Below are 16,936 nucleotides of genomic sequence, written 5' to 3' on the forward strand. Positions count from 1 at the left end.
TGTCGTATGTATCGAGCACATGCTGTGGGCTGTGCACAGTGGTGTGCCAGGATGGTGCGGGCGCACGGAAGCAGGAGGTCGGGCACATGGAGACGCCGACGCACGAGGTCGAGTACGAGCAGATGCTGCTCAGCCGTCACACGTTCCTGAACCAGCGGGGCGGTCGCCGCAAGAACAGCCTCATGGAGCGCAGCGCCTACATCATGCTGAGCCGGATCCGGGTCCAGGGACCCATGTCGATCGGGGAACTCAGCGAGGCCTTCGGCCTGGACGCCTCCACCCTGAACCGGCAGACCGCGGCGGCGATGCGTTCGGGGCTCATCGAGCGGATCCCCGACCCCGAGGGCGGGATGGCCCGCAAGTTCCGGCTCACGGACGAGGGCACGCGGCTGCTGGACTCGGAGCGCGAGGGGATCGTGGAGATCCTGGACCAGGTGATGACCGACTGGCCGGACGAGGACGTCGCCGCCTTCGCGGGCTATCTGCGGCGCTTCAACTACGGCATCGAGGCCATCGGCGGCCGCCCCTGGCCACGCCCGTGACGGGGTGGCCGCTCAGGACCTGCTGACCTCATCGCCGTCGCCGGGCCCGCCCCCGGGCCGGACGCGGCGGTGCTACGAGCGCTCGGCGCCGCGCTCCGGCTCGTGCGGCCCGCCGTGAACCGCGGTCGGCGCCACCGGTCGCCCGGGCCGACGATCTGTCTAAAGTACAGACTGAGAGAGTCACCACCTGCGCGGGAGTTCCCATGACCGGTCTCCGTCGGAAGCGCCCCACCGACGCTCTCGAAGCCATCGAGCCCCCGGGCAACGCCGAGACGGTCGTCGGCGTGCTGTCGGTGACGGTCCTGGTGGAGCTGCTCGGCGTCCTGTCCGGATCCGAGGTGTGGCTCCTCGGGCTGCTGGTCTTCCTGCCGGGCACGGCGTCGGCGCTGTGCACCGTCCAGCAGACGAAGTTCGTCGCCGCGTGGACCACCCTGTTCGTCACCCTCACCCTGCTCCTGCGGGCCAACGACAACGGCCGGTGGCTCGACCGGGCGCTGCTGGTGCTGCTCACCCTCGCCCTGGGAGCCGCCTCCGTCTACGCCTGCCACCGGCGCATCGCGCGCGAGCACGAGATGCTGCGGCTGCGCTCCACCGCCGCCGCCATGCAGCGGCACATCCTGCACCCCCTGCCCCTGCTCACCGACGACGTGCTGGTCAACGGCGTCTACGAACCCGTGCAGGAGGACCGGCTCGTCGGCGGTGACATCTACGACGTCGTCGCCTCGCCCTTCGGTACGCGCGTGCTGATCGGGGACGTGCAGGGCAAGGGGCTGGCCGCCGTGGGCGCCGCGTTCGCCGTCATCGGCGCCTTCCGTGAGGCGGCCCACCGCGAGCCCACGCTGACCGCGCTCGTGGACGCCCTGGACACCTCCGTCGTCCGGCACAACTTCTACGCCGAACAGACCGGCGACGACGAGCGGTTCGTCACCGCCCTCATCATCGGCGTCGACGCGGGAGCCGAGGCGCAGGTCGTCAACTGCGGGCACATCCCGCCCCGGTTGGTGCACGACGGCGCGGTCACCACACCGGCGGTGGACACCGGCGTCCCGCTCGGGCTCGCCGAACTGGCCGCCGAACCCACGACGGTCGAGTGGTTCGCGTTCCCGGCCGGTTCCACCCTGGTGCTGACCACCGACGGCCTCACCGAGACCCGCGCGCACGACGGCACGTTCTACCCGGTCGACGAGCGTCTGATGAAACACCTCGACCTCTCCCCCACCGAGTTGCCCCTGGCCCTGCACGAGGACGCCCGCGCGTACGCCGGGGACGACCGCCGCCACGACGACGTCGCCGTGCTGACCGTCCGCCGGTCACCGCGGCGCTGAGCGCGGGCCGCCGGCCGGGCGGCCGATCCCTCCCATGGCGCGCGCTCAGCTCGCGCACATGCTCCTCATGGCGAACGGAGAGAGGGTCGAGCCATGTCTGGCGCCCCCGGTACCCGTGCAGGCACGGTTCGCGTGCTGATAGTCGACGACGAGCCCGAGCTCACCGAGCTGCTGTCCGCGGCCGTGACCGAGGCGGGCTGGCGCTCCTTCACCGCGGCGGACGGGCGCAGCGCGCTGCGCATCGCGCGGGACTGCGCCCCGCACGTCGTCGTCCTCGACGGCATGCTGCCCGACGTGGACGGGGTCGAGGTACTGCGCAGGCTGCGCGGCGAGAACGCCCGGCTGCCCGTGCTGATGCTCACCGCACGGGACGCGCTGGAGCACCGGCTCGACGGGCTGTCGGCCGGCGCGGACGACTATGTGACCAAGCCGTTCTCCCTGGAAGAGGTCGTGTTGCGGCTGCGCGGACTGCTGCGCAGGGCCGGTCCCGACGAGAGCGCCGACCAGGGTCCCGTGCGGGTGCTGGGCGATCTCGTGCTGGCCGAGAGCACCCGCGAGGTGCGGCGCGGCGGAGCGCCGGTCCCGCTGACCACCAAGGAGTTCGACCTGCTCCGGTTCCTCATGAGCCATCCGCACCAGGTGCTCAGCAAGGCCCAGATCCTCGACCACGTCTGGAACGCCTCCTTCGACGGCGAGGGGAACCTGGTCGAGGTCTACATCTACGGACTGCGCGCCAAGATCGACAAGGGGCGGGTGCCGATGATCCGTACCGTGCGTGGCGCGGGGTACGCGATCAGAGCAGCGGACGAACGGGCATGACGGTCCTGTCGGGCCGGCCGCGCGGGGCGAGGCCGGCCGGCACCGGTCTGGGCCGGCGCTCCCTGCGTGTGCGCCTCGTGCTCTTCGTCTCCGTGACCCTGGTCGCCGTGTGCGCGGCCATGGCGCTCAGCACCGTACTCGTCCAACGCGTCTATCTGCTCGGCGATCTGGACCAGCGCGTCACCGACGCCGCCGAGCGCAGCCAGGGCGGATTGCAGCGCCGGACGGGCGGCGCGACGGATCTGGGGTTCCTCAACGAGCGCGGGCAGCCGGCCGGCACCCTGGCGGCCCGGTTCGCCGACGGCGAGATCATCGCCGCCGAGGTGGTGACCGAGGACGGCCGTCAGCGGGTCCTCACCGGCGCTCAGCGCGCCGCCCTGAAGGGGATCACCGCGGACGGGTCGGTGCACACCCGCATCGTCCCGGGCCTCGGCACCTACCGGGTGACCGCGCTCGGCGGCGACGGGGTCCCCGTCCTGGCCGGGCTCCCGATGGCCGACGTACAGCAGGTGATCGACCGTCTGGTGGCCGTCGAGGCGGTGATCGCCGCCCTCGGACTGGCCACCGCGGCCTGCGCCTCCGCCGTCGTCATACGGCGGCAGCTGCGCCCGCTGGGCCGGGTCGCGGCCACCGCCGCCGAGGTCGCCCGGGTGCCGCTGGACCGCGGTGAGGTCGCCGTGCTCGCCCGCGTCGCCGCGCGGGACACCGACCCCGGCACCGAGGCCGGCCAGGTCGGCGTCGTGCTCAACCAGTTGATCGACCACGTGGAGTCCTCGCTCGCCGAACGCCGGCGCACCGAGGAGCGCATGCGCCGGTTCCTCGCCGACGCCAGCCATGAGCTGCGCACACCGCTCGCCTCGATCGCGGGGTACGCCGAGTACATGAACGGCGGCAACCGGACGATCGCGCCGGAACTGGCCTGGCATCGCGTCCTGGCCCAGTCGGCCCGGATGACCGGCCTGGTGGAGGATCTGCTGCTGCTCGCCCGCCTCGACGAGGGCCGGCCGCTCCAGCGGACCGAGGTGAATCTCGCGACGCTGGTCGCGGAGGCCGTCTGGGACGCGCAGGCCGCGGGAGGCGAGCACGACTGGCGGCTCGCGCTGCGCCTCGACGGCCCCGTGACGGTGTTCGGCGACGCCTCCCGGCTCCATCAGGTGGTGGCCAACCTGTTGGCCAACGCCCGTGTGCACACACCGGCCGGCACCAAGGTCACCGTCGTCGTGGAGACCCTGGAGGCCCGGGAGACGCCCTCGGTGGCGGGGACGGGGCCGGGAACGGCGGCGGAAAAGGAGCCGGGGACGCGGTCCGGCGCCGCCCGGTGCGTGATTCGCGTACGGGACGACGGTCCGGGCATCCCGCCCGGCCTGCTCCCCTCGATCTTCGAGCGGTTCACCCGGGCCGACGGCTCCCGCTCCCGTACGCCGGGCGCGGAGGGCGGCACGGGCCTGGGCCTGGCCATCGCGGCGGCCCTCACGGAGGCGCACGGCGGCCGGATCGACGTACGCAGCGAACCGGGGCGAACCGAGTTCTCGGTGACGCTCCCGACGGCCTGCCGCTCCGCCGCCCCGTCGTCCGTCCCGTCGTCCTCGCAACTCTAAGGGCTCTCACAGAACCGCAGGCCGGACCGGGTGCGGACACCTCTCCCGCACCGATCGCGACGGTCGTCCGGTCGCCGCTTCAGGCCTGCCTCAGTTGGCTCCGCCACAGTGATCACCCGGCGGCCGTTCAGCGGGGACGTGCCCCTGACGAAGGGAACCAGCGACGATGACCGAGCTCGACTCCGGTGAACCGACGGCCCACGAGACACAGTCGGACGCCGGCCGCCGCACGCACGCGAGCCGCCGCAACTTCATGCGCAAGGTCTTCTTCGCCGCCGGTGCCACGGCCGTCGCGACGATGGCCGGGGCCGGGGCCCGGGCCGCGCTGGCCGACGACGCCACCGCCACCGCCTCCGCCGATCCGAGCGCGGTGCCGAGCGGCGCGCCCAGCGGGGGTCCGGGCGGCGGAACCGGCGGTCCCGGCAACCAGACGATCACCGAGGACTTCTTCGGCCTCACCACCGACGGCAAGCGGATCGACGACCTGTTCACGATCCACTCCACGGGCGTGAGGACCGCCCCGGTGATCGCCGCCGCGAACGCCTTCCTGGCCGGGCTCAGCGACGCCCAGAAGGCCTCGACGCAGTTCACGGTCCACTCCACCGAGTGGCGGCTGTGGAGCAACGTCGACTCCTACGCCCGCCAGGGCGTGTCCCTCGCCGACCTGAGCGACGACCAGAAGGCCCTGGGCACCGCTCTGTTGAAGTCGGCGCTCAGCGCCGACGGCTTGGAGACCACCGAGAAGATCCGGAGGATCAACCAGGCGGCCGGCGAGGCCATCGGCAACACGAACTCCTTCAACGAGGACGCCTATTACTGGACCGTGATGGGCACCCCGTCGGCGACCGAGCCCTGGGGCTTCCAGTTCGACGGCCACCACCTGGTGATCAACTACTTCGTCCTCGGCGACCAGGTCGTGATGAGCCCCTGCTTCTGGGGTTCGGAGCCGACCTCGATGGAGATCGACGGCGAGACGGTCACCGTCTGCCACGAGGAGGTCGTCGCCGGCCTGGCCTTCATCAACTCCCTCAGCGCGACGCAGCAGGCGGTCGCCATCGAGTCGTCCACCAAGTCCAACGAGTCGATGACGGCGGGCGCGTTCTCCGACAACGCGGTCCAGGCGTACACCGGCATCCGCGGCAACGCCCTGACGGCCGCCCAGAAGACCGAGCTCCTCGGCATCGTGCAGGCCTTCACCGGGCGGGCCAGGGCCGACGTGGCGAAGGTGACGCTGGCCGAGGTCCGCAAGCACCTCGACGACACCTACGTCACCTGGGCCGGCGGCACCGGCAACGACGACGCCTTCTACGTCCGCGTCCACAGCCCGGTCGTCTGGATCGAGGTCGACTGCCAGGCTCCGGGCCCCCTCGCGGGCGCGTACGGCGCCACCCAGGGCAGCGGCGCCACCCAGAAGCACGTCCACTCCGTCGTCCGCACCCCCAACGGCAACGACTACGGCAAGGAGCTCCTCAGGCAGCACTACCTGACGTCGCCGCACCACCGGTGAGGTCGCGGCGGTGGACCACCGGGCCGGGGCCCCGTCGGCCCGGCCCGGTCCATCGGCTCAGGCCCAGGCGGTCGCCGCGACGAACGAGCTGTCCTGGCGGAACAGGTCCGTGCCGTCCGACTGTTCCACCCGGAGCTGGTAGTTGTAGTGGCGCAGGTAGTAGCCGGGGTAGTTGTACGACTCGAAGCGGATCGAACCGCTCGCCGAGCCCGTCCGGGCGATGAAGGTGGCGTCCTTCGCGAAGGACGCCGTGCCGTCGTTGGCGTCGAAGCGGCCGCGGAAGGAGTAGTGGCGCAGGTAGTTGCCGGCCGCGTCGCGGAAGGAGTACGCGTTCGCGTCGGCGAGGCCGGCCACCACGGTGAAGGTGGACGCCTGCTTCTCGGCGGTGGTGCTCGAACCGGTCACCACGGGCAGGTTGAGCAGGGCGGACTGCTCCTGCCAGTAGCGCGTGGTGTAGTTCGCCGACCGGAGGGAGCGGGTGGCGTTCTTCGTGAGGCTCGGGCCGCCGGTCACCGTCTCCTTGATGACCGTGAAGTGGCGTGCCGTGCCGGAGATGCCGGGCAGCGCCTTGGGCGCGCTCCAGGTGGCGAAGGAGTCGTAGCTGTCGCTGTAGTAGTAATAGCCGTCGCCGTAGCCGTCGAAGAAGATGCGCCAGGCGCCGTTGTCGAGCTGGATGACGGACGGGCCCTCGCGGTAGCTGCCCCAGCCCGCCCAGTCGCCGGTCCTGGTGATCGTGTAGGGGCCGGCCAGGCTCGACGCCGTGCCGTACTCGATGTACTTCGCCGTCTCGTTCTTCGTGAACGCGTGGTACGTCGAGCCGACCTTCACGATGTAGGTGTCGATGTGGTTCGACCCGATGCCGGACAGGGCGACCGGTGAACTCCAGGCGGTGAGAGCCGAGTTGGTGGCCTTCAGCAGATACGGGGTGAAGATCCACTCGTCGCTGGTCACCGAGCAGGACACGATGACGTTGACACTGCCGTCGCTGTCGACGAACCACTCCGGCGCCCAGGCGCGGGAGAGGTTGGTGATCGGGACCGTGTAGTCGTACAGGAACGTCCAGTTGACCCGGTCGGAGCTGCGGGCGAACCCGATGGTGGTGCTGGCGTCCTGCCAGGTGTGGGTCGTGTAGGTGACGTAGTAGTAGCCGTTGGTGTGCTTGAAGATGCTCGCGTCGCGGATGCGGTTGCTCGGCGGGGTGTAGGCGGAGGACTGCACCAGCCGGAAGTCGGTGGCGTCGTCGGACTGGTAGACGTTCACCGTTCCGTCGTTGCTGTTGAGGAAGGGCACGATCGTGTAGCGGGTGGCCGATCCGGCGGCCGGCGCGGCGGCGAGGGCCGTGCCGAGCAGGCCGGGCGCCTCGCCGAGCACGAGTGCCGTGGCGGGCAGGACGGCCATCGCGCGCAGCAGGGCACGGCGGGACGGGGCGGGGGGACGGGGCGTCATGGCGGCTCTCCTACGGCTCAAGGCACGTCCAGCGGTTCGACATCCCGAACGCAGTTCGGAAAGTCGATCAGAAAGTAGGGGTGCGACTGGAACACGTCAATCCTTTGCGCAGGAACGGACGATGCCTGTGGGACTTCTGTGGCGGGTCGGCCGCCGCCCTGGTGGCGGACGGGTACGCCCCTTGCACCCGCGTGCCGTTCCGCCGCCGGGCCGCCGGACGTTACCGTGCGGTAGACATCGTCGTCCCGGAGGTGCCCGCATGACGCCCGACCGTGCCGCAGGCCTGACGGCCACCGCCCGCGCGCTGGCCGAGGGCGAGGTGTCCTCCCGCACGCTCGTGGAGCGGACCCTCGCCCGGATCGAGGCGAGCCAGGGCACCCTCAACGCCTTCCGGATCGTCCGGGCCGAGGCGGCGCTCGCCGAAGCCGACGCCGCCGACCGGAAGTTGGCCGCCGGGGACAGACCGCCCCTGCTCGGAGTCCCCGTCGCCGTGAAGGACGACATGGACGTGGCGGGCGAACCGACCGCCTTCGGCTGCCAGGGCGCGCACCCCACGGTCGCCGAGGACGGCGAGGCGGTACGGCGGCTGCGCGCGGCCGGGGCCGTGATCGTCGGCAAGACCAACACCTGCGAGCTGGGCCAGTGGCCGTTCACCGAGGGCCCGGCCTTCGGCGCGACCCGCAACCCGTGGAGCACCGAGCACACCCCGGGCGGCTCCTCCGGCGGTTCGGCGGCCGCGGTCGCCGCGGGTCTGGTGCCGGCCGCGCTCGGCTCGGACGGGGCCGGCTCGGTCCGCATCCCCGCCTCCTGGACGCATCTGGTCGGCATCAAGCCCCAGCGCGGCCGCGTCTCGACCTGGCCGCGCGGCGAGTCGTTCCACGGCATCACGGTCAACGGCACGCTGGCCCGTACGGTCGCGGACGCGGCGCTGCTGCTCGACGCCGCGAGCGGCAACCACGCCCACGACCCGCACCGGCCGCCCGCCGTCGACGCCTCGGCCGCGGTGGGCCGTGACCCCGGCCGGCTGCGGATCGCGCTGTCGCTGAAGCCGCCGTTCACCGCCGTGCCCGCCCGGCTGCGACCCGAGGTGCGCGCCCGCGTCCTCGAACTCGCCGAGACACTGGCGGGCCTGGGCCACACCGTCGAGGAGGCCGACCCGCCGTACGGGCAGATCGGCCTCGCCTTCGTGCCCCGGGCCACCGCGGGCATCACCGAGCGGGTCGCCGAGGCGCCCTTCCCCGCGCTTCTCGACCGGCGCACCCGGGGCGCCGCCCGGCTGGGCCGGCTGCTGGGCGGGGTCCCGCTGCGGGCGGCCCGGCGCGCGGAGGCCGTCCTGCACCGCCGTATCGGCGGCTTCTTCGACACGTACGACGTGATCCTCGCGCCGACGACGGCCGCTCCCCCGCCCCGCATCGGCGCCATGCTGGAGCTGAGCGGCTTCGCCACCGACCGCGCCATGATCGCCGCCTGCCCCTACGCCTGGCCGTGGAACGTGCTGGGCTGGCCCGGCGTCAACGTCCCCGCCGGTTTCGCGCCCGGCGGGCTGCCGGTCGGCGCGCAGCTGCTCGGCCCGGCGAACAGCGAGCCGTTGCTGATCTCGCTCGCCGCCCAACTGGAGGCGGAGCTGCGCTGGCACGAGCGGTGGCCGCGGGAAGCGGTCGCGGACTCGCCGGCCGGATGAGCGGGTTCCGCCCGTACGCTGTGACCATGGACGATGCGTCGATGGTCGGGCTCATGGGGCGGGTCACCGGGACGATCGGGCCCGGACTCGTCGGCGAGGTGATCGTCCGGGTGCGTGGCGGGGCCGAACACTTCCTCGCGCACCCGGCGGACGGCTCGGGCCGCATCGAGTGCGGCACGGTGGTGATGGTCGTGGAGCACCTACCCCCCAGGACGGTCTACGTCACCCGGGCATACGACAGTTGAGCCTGTCCCGGCGCAGGTGAGAGCCGTTCTGTACGTCTTCGGGAACGTAAGCGTCAAGATTGCAACAAGGATGCGTCAGCGTCTTCAACCCTGACCCGGGCAGGCGCAGACTCCCTTCGTTCGGTGCCGAAAGGGCACCATCAAAAGGGGGCGTATGCCGATGGTTGTCGGCGTCGTTGCGGGGGTTGCGGTTGTCGCCGTCCTCGCTCTGATCGGTCTGTTCAAGATGATGTGGCGCGTCGCGGAGCCCAACGAGGCACTCGTCATCTCCGGCTCCAACCACCGCACCGAGGGCCTCGAGGCGGGCATGGGGTTCCGCATCGTCACCGGGCGCGGGACGATGGTGATGCCCGGGGTGCAGGTGGTGCGCAAGCTGTCGCTCGACCTGAACGAGACCGAACTGCATGTGGACTGCGTGACGCACCAGGGGATTCCGCTCAAGGTGCGGGGCGTGGTCATCTTCAAGGTCGGCGACGACTTCGTGTCGATCGCCAACGCGGCCCGCCGCTTCCTCGACCAGCAGAAGCTGATGTCGGAGCGGGTGCACAACGTCTTCGCCGGTCATCTGCGGTCCATCGTGGGCGGGTTGACGGTCGAGGACATGATCCGCGACCGGGAGAAGCTCACCGGGCAGACCCGTGCCGCCTGCGGTACGGAGATGGAGAAGCTGGGCCTGATCGTGGACTCGCTCCAGATCCACGAGATCGAGGACCCGACCGGCTACATCAAGAACATGGCGATGCCGCACGCGGCGGCCGTGCAGCGGGACGCGCGGATCGCGCAGGCGGAGGCGAATCGTCTCGCCACGGAGGCGGAGCAGGCCTCGTTCGCCCGGATGGCGGAGGCCACCCGGGACAGCGAGATCCTCCAGGCCGGCTACCAGGCCGAGCGGGACAAGGCGGGCGCCAAGGCCCGTCAGGCGGGGCCCCTCGCCGACGCCGCCTCCCGGCAGGAGGTCGTCGTCCAGGAGACGCGGGTCGCCGAACTCGAGGCGCAGCGGCGCGAACAGCAGCTCCAGGCGGACGTCCGCAAGCCGGCGGACGCGCAGGCCTACGAGAAGCGCACGCTGGCCGAGGCGGAGCGCGACGCCCGGATCTCGGCGGCGCAGGCCAAGGCGAAGGAGACGGAGCTCGCGGCCGCCGCCGAGGCGACCCGGGTCAAGGCCGCAGCAGGCGCCGAGGCCGAGGCGACCCGGACCCGGGGTGAGGCCTCCGCGGCCGCCACCCGGGCCACCGGTGAGGCCGAGGCGGCCTCCGCACAGGCCAGGGGTCTGGCGGCGGCCGAGGCGGCGAAGGCACAGGGTCTCGCGGAGGCGGAGGCCATCAAGGCCCGCGCCGCCGCGCTCGCCGAGAACCAGGAGGCGGTCGTCGCCCAGCAACTCGCCGAGAACTGGCCGGAGATCGTGAAGGCGGGAGCGTCCGCCTTCGGCAACGTCGACAACATGGTGCTGCTCAACGGCGCCGACGGCATGGCGGACGTGTTCGCCAAGGCGCTCACCATGGGCGGGACGGGACTCGGTCTGGCCCGTCAGCTGCTCGCCTCGATGAACCAGAACGGGCAGGCCGCGAACGGGCAGGGCACGAACGGCACTTCGCCGCTCAACGGGACCGGGGGCCCGCCCGTTCAGCGGGTGCCGGTCGAGGAGAAGTGACCCGCTGACGACGCGGTCACGGGGGCACCGCTTAAGGTGCCCCCGTGACCGCGTTTACCGATGAAGACGTCCCGGGCCGCTCCGGCCCCACCGCCACCACCGAGGCCGACCCCCGCGAGGTCGGCCGGGTGCGCACCGAGTACTCCCCCGCCCACGACGGCGACCCGGACCCCGGCGAGATCGTGTGGACCTGGGTGCCGTTCGAGGAGAACGACGGCCGGGGCAAGGACCGCCCGGTGCTCGTCGTCGCCCGGGAGGCGGGCGGGACCTTCCTCGCCGTACAGCTGTCGAGCAAGCGGCACGACGGCGACCGCGAGTGGGTGCCGATCGGCGGCGGGCCCTGGGACCGCTCCGGACGGGACTCCTGGGTGGACGTCGACCGCGTCCTGCGGCTGCACGAGGACGGCATGCGCCGTGAGGCCTGCGCGCTGGACCGGATGCGGTTCAACCTGGTCCGGCACCGACTGCACGAGCGCTACGGCTGGACCTGAGCACTCCGGTCGAACGCCCGCTCGAAAGCGCCCAGCACCACGCTCCCCGGCGTCCGGTCCAGCACTCCGAACACCACATGCCCGAACGTCCGCTCGAACCGCCCACCGGGGCCGAGGAGCGCCCGGAACGCCCCCGCCACCTGCGCGGGGTCGTTGCGGAACACCCCGCAGCCCCACGCGCCCAGCACCAGGCGCCGGTAGCCGTGCGCGGCGGCCGTCTCCAGGACCCGCTCGGCGCGGACGGCCAGCGCGCCCGGCAACTCGGACGCGCGCTCCGGGCCGTGCGCAGCACCACGCCCGCGTTCGGGGCGGCGGCCGTCAGGAAGCCGACGCCGTAGGGCTCGTCGAGCAGACGGCCCCGGTCGTCGCGGAAGACGGGCACGGCCGGTGAGTGGATGACGCGGTCCGTGTAGAACGGGTCGCGGTGGGCGCGGTGGTGGTCGTAGAACTCCCGGGCCTCGAGCAGGCACGTGTACAGCGCGGAGGCCCGGCACAGGGCCTCCTCCTGCGCCTGGGCGCCGTTGAGGTAGCCGCCGCCGGGATTGCGTGCGGAGGCGAAGTTCAGCACGGCGACCGGACCGGCGCCGTCGAGCCGGCGGGCCGCCTCCAGGCTGCTCTCGCCCGTGACCTCGATCGACGTGTCGCCCGGGGCATGCGCCGGAGAGTCCACGGCCGGCCCCCGCGGGACCGCGACGGGCCCCGGTCCCGCCATCCGCGTCCTCGCCCGGGCGGTCTCGATCGCCGGGGCGAGGGAGACCTCGCGCCCGTCGGACGCGCGGTACCGCCCCGCCGCGACGATCTCCTCCGTCTCGCGCGCGATGCCGCGCAGCCGCGCGCTCATGGCGCCACCCCCGTGGACTCCATGGCCGCGGGCCGCACGGTCTCCCGTGCCCCGCCCGTCTCCCCCGTCGTGCTCATACACGCATCGTGAGCGATCCTGGACATGGCGTGCAACAGAGTTTCCCGGGTCGGGGAACACTGCACGGACCGGTCGGGAACGCCTGGAAAACAGATCGAACTCGGTCCGAAATGTACGGTTGTGTATCCTTGTGCGGATCCGTTCGAGGGTTTTGGGTGGGACGAGCGATGCCTGCCCGGCCGCACCGAGGCCGGACCGGTGGCATGGTGGAATCTCAGGAGGATCCCGACATGTCCGACTCAGTCAGCGACTGTACCGACGAGACACCGTCCCGCAGCGCCCTCACCGAAGCAGAGGTGGAGGCCCTGGTCAGGGGCATCTGTTTCAAGACCGGACCACCCCGCACCGTCGGGGTCGAAGTGGAATGGCTCGTCCACGAGCTGCGCGAGCCGCGGCTCCCCGTCCCACCCGAACGACTCGAAGCGGCCTACGCCGCACTGCGCACCCTGCCCCTGAGCTCACCGCTCACCGTCGAACCCGGCGGCCAGCTGGAACTGAGCTCACCGCCCGCCGCCTCCCTGATGGAGTGCGTGGGCACCGTCTCCGCCGATCTGACCGCCGTCCGCGCGGTCCTGGGCGAGCAGGGCCTCGCCCTCTCCGGCCACGGCACGGACCCCTGGCGCACACCCCGCCGCTTCCTGCGCGAGCCCCGGTACGACGCCATGGAGGCGTGCCTGGACCGCACGGGCCCGGCCGGCCGCGCCATGATGTGCACCTCGGCCTCCGTGCAGGTCTGCCTGGACGCCGGGCACGAGGAGCCCGGCCCCCTGGGGCACGGGCGGCGCTGGTGGCTGTCGCACACGCTGGGCGCCGTGCTGGTGGCGGCCTTCGCCAACTCCCCGCTGCTCGGCGGCGCCTCCACCGGCTGGCGTTCCACCCGGCAGCTGCTGTGGACGGAGATAGGCGCCGGCCGCGCGGGCGGGCCCGTGCTGAACGGCGATCCGCGCACGGCCTGGGCCCGGCACGTCCTGGACGCGCCGGTGATGTGCGTGCGGCGCGACAGCGGGCCGTGGGACGTGCCCGACCGGCTCACGTTCCGGCAGTGGACCCGGACCGGATCGCCGCCGACCCGGGAGGATCTCGACTACCACCTCACCACGCTGTTCCCCCCGGTCAGACCACGCGGCCACCTGGAGCTGCGCATGATCGACGCGCAGCCCGGCGACGACGGCTGGATCGTGCCGCTCGCCGTGACGACGGCGCTGTTCGACGACCCGGAGGCCGCCGAGAGCGTCTACCGCGCGGTGAAGCCGCTGGCCGAACGGGCTCAGCCGCTGCCGGCCCCGCACAATCCGCTGTGGATCGACGCGGCCCGGTACGGACTGACCGACCCGGAGCTGCGCGAGGTCGCCGTCACCTGCTTCACCACGGCTCTGCGGGCCCTGCCCCGCCTCGGCGCCACCGAGGCGGTGACGGACGCCGTGTCGGACTACCTGGACCGGTACGTCCTCAGGGGCCGTACTCCCGCCGACGACCTGCTCGACCGCCTGCGCGGCACGGACACCCGCGCGTACGGGAAGGACCTCCGCACATGACCGACCCCGCCCTGGACACCGGGCCGGCCCTGGACGCCGTTCCCGGCCCGGACGCCGGCCCCGGCCTGGACGCGGACACGCTCCGCGCCCGGGTGCTCGCCTCCCTCACCACGGCCCGGGAGCGCACCACGCTCCTGACGAGCTGTGTCGAGGAGCCCGACCTCACCGCCCAGCACTCCCCGCTGATGTCCCCCCTGGTGTGGGACCTCGCGCACATCGGCAACCAGGAGGAGCTGTGGCTGCTGCGGGCGGTGGCCGGCCGGGAGGCGATGCGCCCCGAGATCGACGGCCTCTACGACGCCTTCGAGCACTCGCGCGCCGAACGGCCCTCCCTGCCGCTGCTGCCGCCGGCTGAGGCCCGCCGGTACGCGGCGGAGGTGCGCGGCCGGGTGATGGACGTGCTGGAGTCCGCCGAGTTCGGCGGCGCCCGGCTGACGGAGGCCGGCTTCGCCTTCGGGATGATCGCGCAGCACGAACAGCAGCACGACGAGACGATGCTGATCACCCATCAGCTCCGCACCGGGCCGCAGGCCCTGACCGCGCCCGACCCGGATCCGGTGCCGCTGTTCACCGGTCCGGCCGAAGTCCTCGTGCCCGGCGGCCCGTTCACCATGGGCACCTCCGGCGAACCCTGGGCGCTGGACAACGAACGGCCGGCGCACCGGCGCGAGGTGGCGCCCTTCCACATCGACACCACCCCGGTGACGAACGGCGCGTACCAGGCGTTCATCGAGGACGGCGGCTACGACGACGAGCGCTGGTGGACGAAGGAGGGCTGGACGCACCTTCGCCACAGCGGCATCCGGGCGCCGCTGTTCTGGCACCGGGACGGCGGGCAGTGGCTGCGCCGCCGCTTCGGCGTCACCGAGGTCGTACCGCCCGACGAGCCGGTGCTGCACGTGTGCTGGTACGAGGCCGACGCCTACGCCCGCTGGGCCGGACGCCGGCTGCCCACCGAGGCGGAGTGGGAGAAGGCGGCCCGCTTCGACCCGGCGACCGGCGGCTCGATGCGCTACCCGTGGGGCGACGCCGATCCCGCCCCCGAGCACGCCAACCTGGGCCAGCGCCATCTGCGGCCGGCCCCGGCGGGCAGCTACCCGGCCGGTGAGTCCCCGCTCGGGGTACGTCAGTTGATCGGTGATGTGTGGGAATGGACGTCCAGCGACTTCCTGCCCTACCCCGGTTTCCGGATGTTCCCGTACAAGGAGTACTCGGAGGTGTTCTTCGGCCCCGAGTACAAGGTGCTGCGCGGCGGTTCGTTCGCGGTGGACCCGGTGGCCTGCCGGGGCACGTTCCGCAACTGGGACTACCCGATCCGGCGGCAGATCTTCTCCGGGTTCCGCACGGCCCGCTCGGGGGCGGTCTGATGTGCCGTCACCTCGCCTACCTGGGGTCCGGGGCGCCGCTGGGCCGGCTCCTCACGGAGCCCCCGCACAGTCTGTACCGCCAGTCGTGGGCACCCCGGCGGCAGCGGTACGGGACGGTCAACGCCGATGGTTTCGGGGTGGGTTGGTACGCCGAGGGAGACCCGGTGCCGGCCCGCTACCGCCGCGCCGGACCCATCTGGGCGGACCTGTCCTTCGCCGACCTGGCCCGGGTCGTACGCAGCCGGGCCCTGCTGGCCGCCGTACGGGACGCGACGCTGGCCGGGGCCGACGCGGAGGCCGCGGCGGCGCCGTACGGCGCCGGGACCTGGCTGTTCAGCCACAACGGGGCGGTCGCGGGCTGGCCGGGCTCCCTGGAGTCGCTGACCGGTTCGCTGCCCGCGGCGGACCTGCTGTCGATGGAGGCGCGCAACGACTCCGCGTTCGTCTGGGCGCTGGTCCTCGCCCGGCTGCGCGCCGGCGACACGGGGAGCCAGGCACTGGCCGACACGGTGCTGGAGGTCGCCGCGGCGGCTCCCGGTTCGCGCCTCAACCTGCTCCTCACCGACGGGGAGTCCATCACCGCCACCGCTTGGGGCGACACCCTCTGGTACCTGGCCGAGCCCGGCCGGGGCACGGTCGTGGCCTCCGAACCGTACGACGACGATCCGCGCTGGCAGGAGGTCCCCGACCGCACCCTGCTCGCGGCGAGCCGCGCCGACGTCCTGCTCACCCCACTGAAGGAACCGAGCACCGACACGGCGTCCGCACCACCCAAGGAGACCGGCACGTGAGCCCGTTCCACATCACCCGCACCCTCCCCGAGGACGCCACGGACGCCGCCCTGCGCGCCGACGTCCAGCGCGGCCTCACCGACACCCCGAAGACGCTGCCGCCGAAGTGGTTCTACGACGCGCACGGCAGCGAGCTGTTCGAGCGGATCACCGAACTGCCCGAGTACTACCCGACACGCGCCGAGCGCGAGATCCTCGTGGACCGGGCCGGCGAGATCGCCGCGGCGGCCCGCGCCCGCACGCTCGTCGAACTCGGCTCGGGCTCCTCGGAGAAGACCCGCCATCTGATCGACGCGCTGACCGACCTGGACACCTACGTGCCCGTCGACGTCAGCGAGAGCGCCCTCACCCAGGCCGGGCAGGCCCTGATCGCCGAGCGGCCGGCGCTGAACGTGCACGCCCTGATCGCCGACTTCACGGCGGTGCTGGCACTGCCCGACACCCCGGGGCCGCGCCTGGTGGCCTTCCTCGGCGGCACGATCGGCAACCTGCTGCCGGCCGAGCGCCGGGAGTTCCTCGCCTCGGTGCGCGCGCTGCTCGCGCCGGGCGACGCGCTGCTGCTGGGCACCGACCTCGTCAAGGACGAGGGCGTGCTGGTGCGGGCGTACGACGACGCGGCCGGGGTGACGGCCGCGTTCAACAAGAACGTGCTGGCCGTCGTCAACCGTGAACTGGGGGCCGACTTCGACCCCGGAGCCTTCGAGCACGTCGCTCTCTGGGACGCGGGGAACGAGTGGATCGAGATGCGGCTGCGCTCCCGTACGGCACAGACGGTGAAGGTTCCGGCGCTCGACCTCGCCGTCGACTTCGCGGCCGGCGAGGAACTGCGCACCGAGGTGTCGGCCAAGTTCCGGGAGGAGGGAGTGCGCACGGAACTGGCGGCTGCCGGACTGGAGTCGACCCACTGGTGGACGGACGCCGCGGGCCGCTTCGCACTGTCGCTGAGCACCGCCCGCTGAACACCGCCCGCTAAACACCGCCCGCCGAGAACCCGGCGCCGAGGACCGGCCGCCGAGCAC

General features: G+C 72.6%; 14 protein-coding genes and 1 pseudogene. 13 read left to right on the forward strand and 2 right to left on the reverse strand.

Annotation, left to right across the window (positions count from 1 at the left end; all coding sequences use genetic code 11):
* Window positions 1-86 precede the first annotated feature (86 nt).
* From ACIRPU_RS18380 to ACIRPU_RS18400, 5 genes are all read left to right on the forward strand, one after another.
* On the forward strand, window positions 87-542 hold the full coding sequence (locus ACIRPU_RS18380) for a MarR family winged helix-turn-helix transcriptional regulator (RefSeq protein ID WP_403868099.1): 456 nt from the start codon (window positions 87-89) through the stop codon (window positions 540-542).
* A 203-nt stretch (window positions 543-745) separates the two neighbouring features.
* Window positions 746-1,867: a PP2C family protein-serine/threonine phosphatase gene (locus tag ACIRPU_RS18385; RefSeq protein ID WP_403868102.1), complete on the forward strand. Its 1,122-nt coding sequence runs from the start codon at window positions 746-748 to the stop codon at window positions 1,865-1,867.
* Between the two features lie 93 nt (window positions 1,868-1,960).
* The gene (locus ACIRPU_RS18390; RefSeq protein WP_403868105.1) at window positions 1,961-2,686 is read left to right on the forward strand and encodes a response regulator transcription factor; all 726 of its coding nucleotides are present in this window, start codon (window positions 1,961-1,963) and stop codon (window positions 2,684-2,686) included.
* Window positions 2,683-4,284 carry a sensor histidine kinase gene (locus ACIRPU_RS18395; protein WP_403868108.1) on the forward strand — a complete coding sequence of 534 codons (1,602 nt, stop codon included), beginning with the start codon at window positions 2,683-2,685 and terminating at the stop codon, window positions 4,282-4,284. Before ACIRPU_RS18390 ends, ACIRPU_RS18395 begins: the two co-directional genes overlap by 4 nt.
* A gap of 166 nt (window positions 4,285-4,450) precedes the next feature.
* Window positions 4,451-5,791 (forward strand): DUF3500 domain-containing protein, encoded by a 1,341-nt coding sequence (locus tag ACIRPU_RS18400; protein WP_403868111.1) that lies wholly within the window; start codon window positions 4,451-4,453, stop codon window positions 5,789-5,791.
* 57 nt (window positions 5,792-5,848) lie between these two features.
* Here the strand turns inward: ACIRPU_RS18400 and ACIRPU_RS18405 are convergent, their stop codons facing one another.
* Window positions 5,849-7,237 carry an AbfB domain-containing protein gene (locus ACIRPU_RS18405; RefSeq protein ID WP_403868117.1) on the reverse strand — a complete coding sequence of 463 codons (1,389 nt, stop codon included), beginning with the start codon at window positions 7,235-7,237 and terminating at the stop codon, window positions 5,849-5,851.
* Between the two features lie 259 nt (window positions 7,238-7,496).
* Between ACIRPU_RS18405 and ACIRPU_RS18410 the strand changes: the two genes are divergently transcribed.
* From ACIRPU_RS18410 to ACIRPU_RS18425, 4 genes are all read left to right on the forward strand, one after another.
* Window positions 7,497-8,918: an amidase gene (locus ACIRPU_RS18410; RefSeq protein WP_403868120.1), complete on the forward strand. Its 1,422-nt coding sequence runs from the start codon at window positions 7,497-7,499 to the stop codon at window positions 8,916-8,918.
* 26 nt (window positions 8,919-8,944) lie between these two features.
* On the forward strand, window positions 8,945-9,163 hold the full coding sequence (locus tag ACIRPU_RS18415) for a hypothetical protein (protein WP_307166599.1): 219 nt from the start codon (window positions 8,945-8,947) through the stop codon (window positions 9,161-9,163).
* A gap of 154 nt (window positions 9,164-9,317) precedes the next feature.
* Window positions 9,318-10,814: a flotillin family protein gene (locus ACIRPU_RS18420; protein WP_403868123.1), complete on the forward strand. Its 1,497-nt coding sequence runs from the start codon at window positions 9,318-9,320 to the stop codon at window positions 10,812-10,814.
* Between the two features lie 44 nt (window positions 10,815-10,858).
* Window positions 10,859-11,305, forward strand: a complete 447-nt coding sequence (locus ACIRPU_RS18425; protein WP_384115671.1) for a type II toxin-antitoxin system PemK/MazF family toxin — start codon at window positions 10,859-10,861, stop codon at window positions 11,303-11,305.
* On the opposite strand, the pseudogene ACIRPU_RS18430 reads toward ACIRPU_RS18425, so the two are convergent.
* Window positions 11,290-12,146: pseudogene (locus ACIRPU_RS18430) on the reverse strand (TIGR02452 family protein). The gene ACIRPU_RS18425 and the pseudogene ACIRPU_RS18430 sit on opposite strands and share 16 nt — an antisense overlap.
* A gap of 308 nt (window positions 12,147-12,454) precedes the next feature.
* Here ACIRPU_RS18430 and egtA point away from each other — a divergent pair.
* Genes egtA through egtD form a run of 4 tightly spaced genes read left to right on the forward strand, consistent with a single transcriptional unit; the run spans window position 12,455 to window position 16,876 of the window.
* Window positions 12,455-13,759 (forward strand): ergothioneine biosynthesis glutamate--cysteine ligase EgtA, encoded by a 1,305-nt coding sequence (gene egtA / locus ACIRPU_RS18435; RefSeq protein WP_403868126.1) that lies wholly within the window; start codon window positions 12,455-12,457, stop codon window positions 13,757-13,759.
* Window positions 13,756-15,126 carry an ergothioneine biosynthesis protein EgtB gene (gene egtB / locus ACIRPU_RS18440; RefSeq protein WP_403868129.1) on the forward strand — a complete coding sequence of 457 codons (1,371 nt, stop codon included), beginning with the start codon at window positions 13,756-13,758 and terminating at the stop codon, window positions 15,124-15,126. The genes egtA and egtB overlap by 4 nt, the downstream gene beginning before the upstream one ends.
* Window positions 15,126-15,917, forward strand: a complete 792-nt coding sequence (egtC, locus tag ACIRPU_RS18445; RefSeq protein ID WP_403868132.1) for an ergothioneine biosynthesis protein EgtC — start codon at window positions 15,126-15,128, stop codon at window positions 15,915-15,917. Before egtB ends, egtC begins: the two co-directional genes overlap by 1 nt.
* Window positions 15,914-16,876 carry an L-histidine N(alpha)-methyltransferase gene (gene egtD, locus ACIRPU_RS18450; RefSeq protein ID WP_403868135.1) on the forward strand — a complete coding sequence of 321 codons (963 nt, stop codon included), beginning with the start codon at window positions 15,914-15,916 and terminating at the stop codon, window positions 16,874-16,876. The genes egtC and egtD overlap by 4 nt, the downstream gene beginning before the upstream one ends.
* The last annotated feature ends 60 nt before the right edge of the window (window positions 16,877-16,936 follow it).

It is taken from the genome of Streptomyces sp. NPDC102259 (assembly GCF_044766465.1).
Lineage (GTDB): Bacteria > Actinomycetota > Actinomycetes > Streptomycetales > Streptomycetaceae > Streptomyces.

What these genes read in the sequence shown, in the direction of transcription:
- egtC (WP_403868132.1), top strand. Translation starts at nt 15,126, where the DNA reads ATGTGCCGTCACCTCGCCTACCTGGGGTCCGGGGCGCCGCTGGGCCGG.
- ACIRPU_RS18405 (WP_403868117.1), bottom strand. Translation starts at nt 7,237, where the DNA reads ATGACGCCCCGTCCCCCCGCCCCGTCCCGCCGTGCCCTGCTGCGCGCG.
- ACIRPU_RS18410 (WP_403868120.1), top strand. Translation starts at nt 7,497, where the DNA reads ATGACGCCCGACCGTGCCGCAGGCCTGACGGCCACCGCCCGCGCGCTG.
- ACIRPU_RS18385 (WP_403868102.1), top strand. Translation starts at nt 746, where the DNA reads ATGACCGGTCTCCGTCGGAAGCGCCCCACCGACGCTCTCGAAGCCATC.
- ACIRPU_RS18380 (WP_403868099.1), top strand. Translation starts at nt 87, where the DNA reads ATGGAGACGCCGACGCACGAGGTCGAGTACGAGCAGATGCTGCTCAGC.
- ACIRPU_RS18390 (WP_403868105.1), top strand. Translation starts at nt 1,961, where the DNA reads ATGTCTGGCGCCCCCGGTACCCGTGCAGGCACGGTTCGCGTGCTGATA.
- egtA (WP_403868126.1), top strand. Translation starts at nt 12,455, where the DNA reads ATGTCCGACTCAGTCAGCGACTGTACCGACGAGACACCGTCCCGCAGC.
- ACIRPU_RS18395 (WP_403868108.1), top strand. Translation starts at nt 2,683, where the DNA reads ATGACGGTCCTGTCGGGCCGGCCGCGCGGGGCGAGGCCGGCCGGCACC.
- ACIRPU_RS18400 (WP_403868111.1), top strand. Translation starts at nt 4,451, where the DNA reads ATGACCGAGCTCGACTCCGGTGAACCGACGGCCCACGAGACACAGTCG.
- ACIRPU_RS18415 (WP_307166599.1), top strand. Translation starts at nt 8,945, where the DNA reads ATGGACGATGCGTCGATGGTCGGGCTCATGGGGCGGGTCACCGGGACG.
- egtB (WP_403868129.1), top strand. Translation starts at nt 13,756, where the DNA reads ATGACCGACCCCGCCCTGGACACCGGGCCGGCCCTGGACGCCGTTCCC.
- ACIRPU_RS18420 (WP_403868123.1), top strand. Translation starts at nt 9,318, where the DNA reads ATGCCGATGGTTGTCGGCGTCGTTGCGGGGGTTGCGGTTGTCGCCGTC.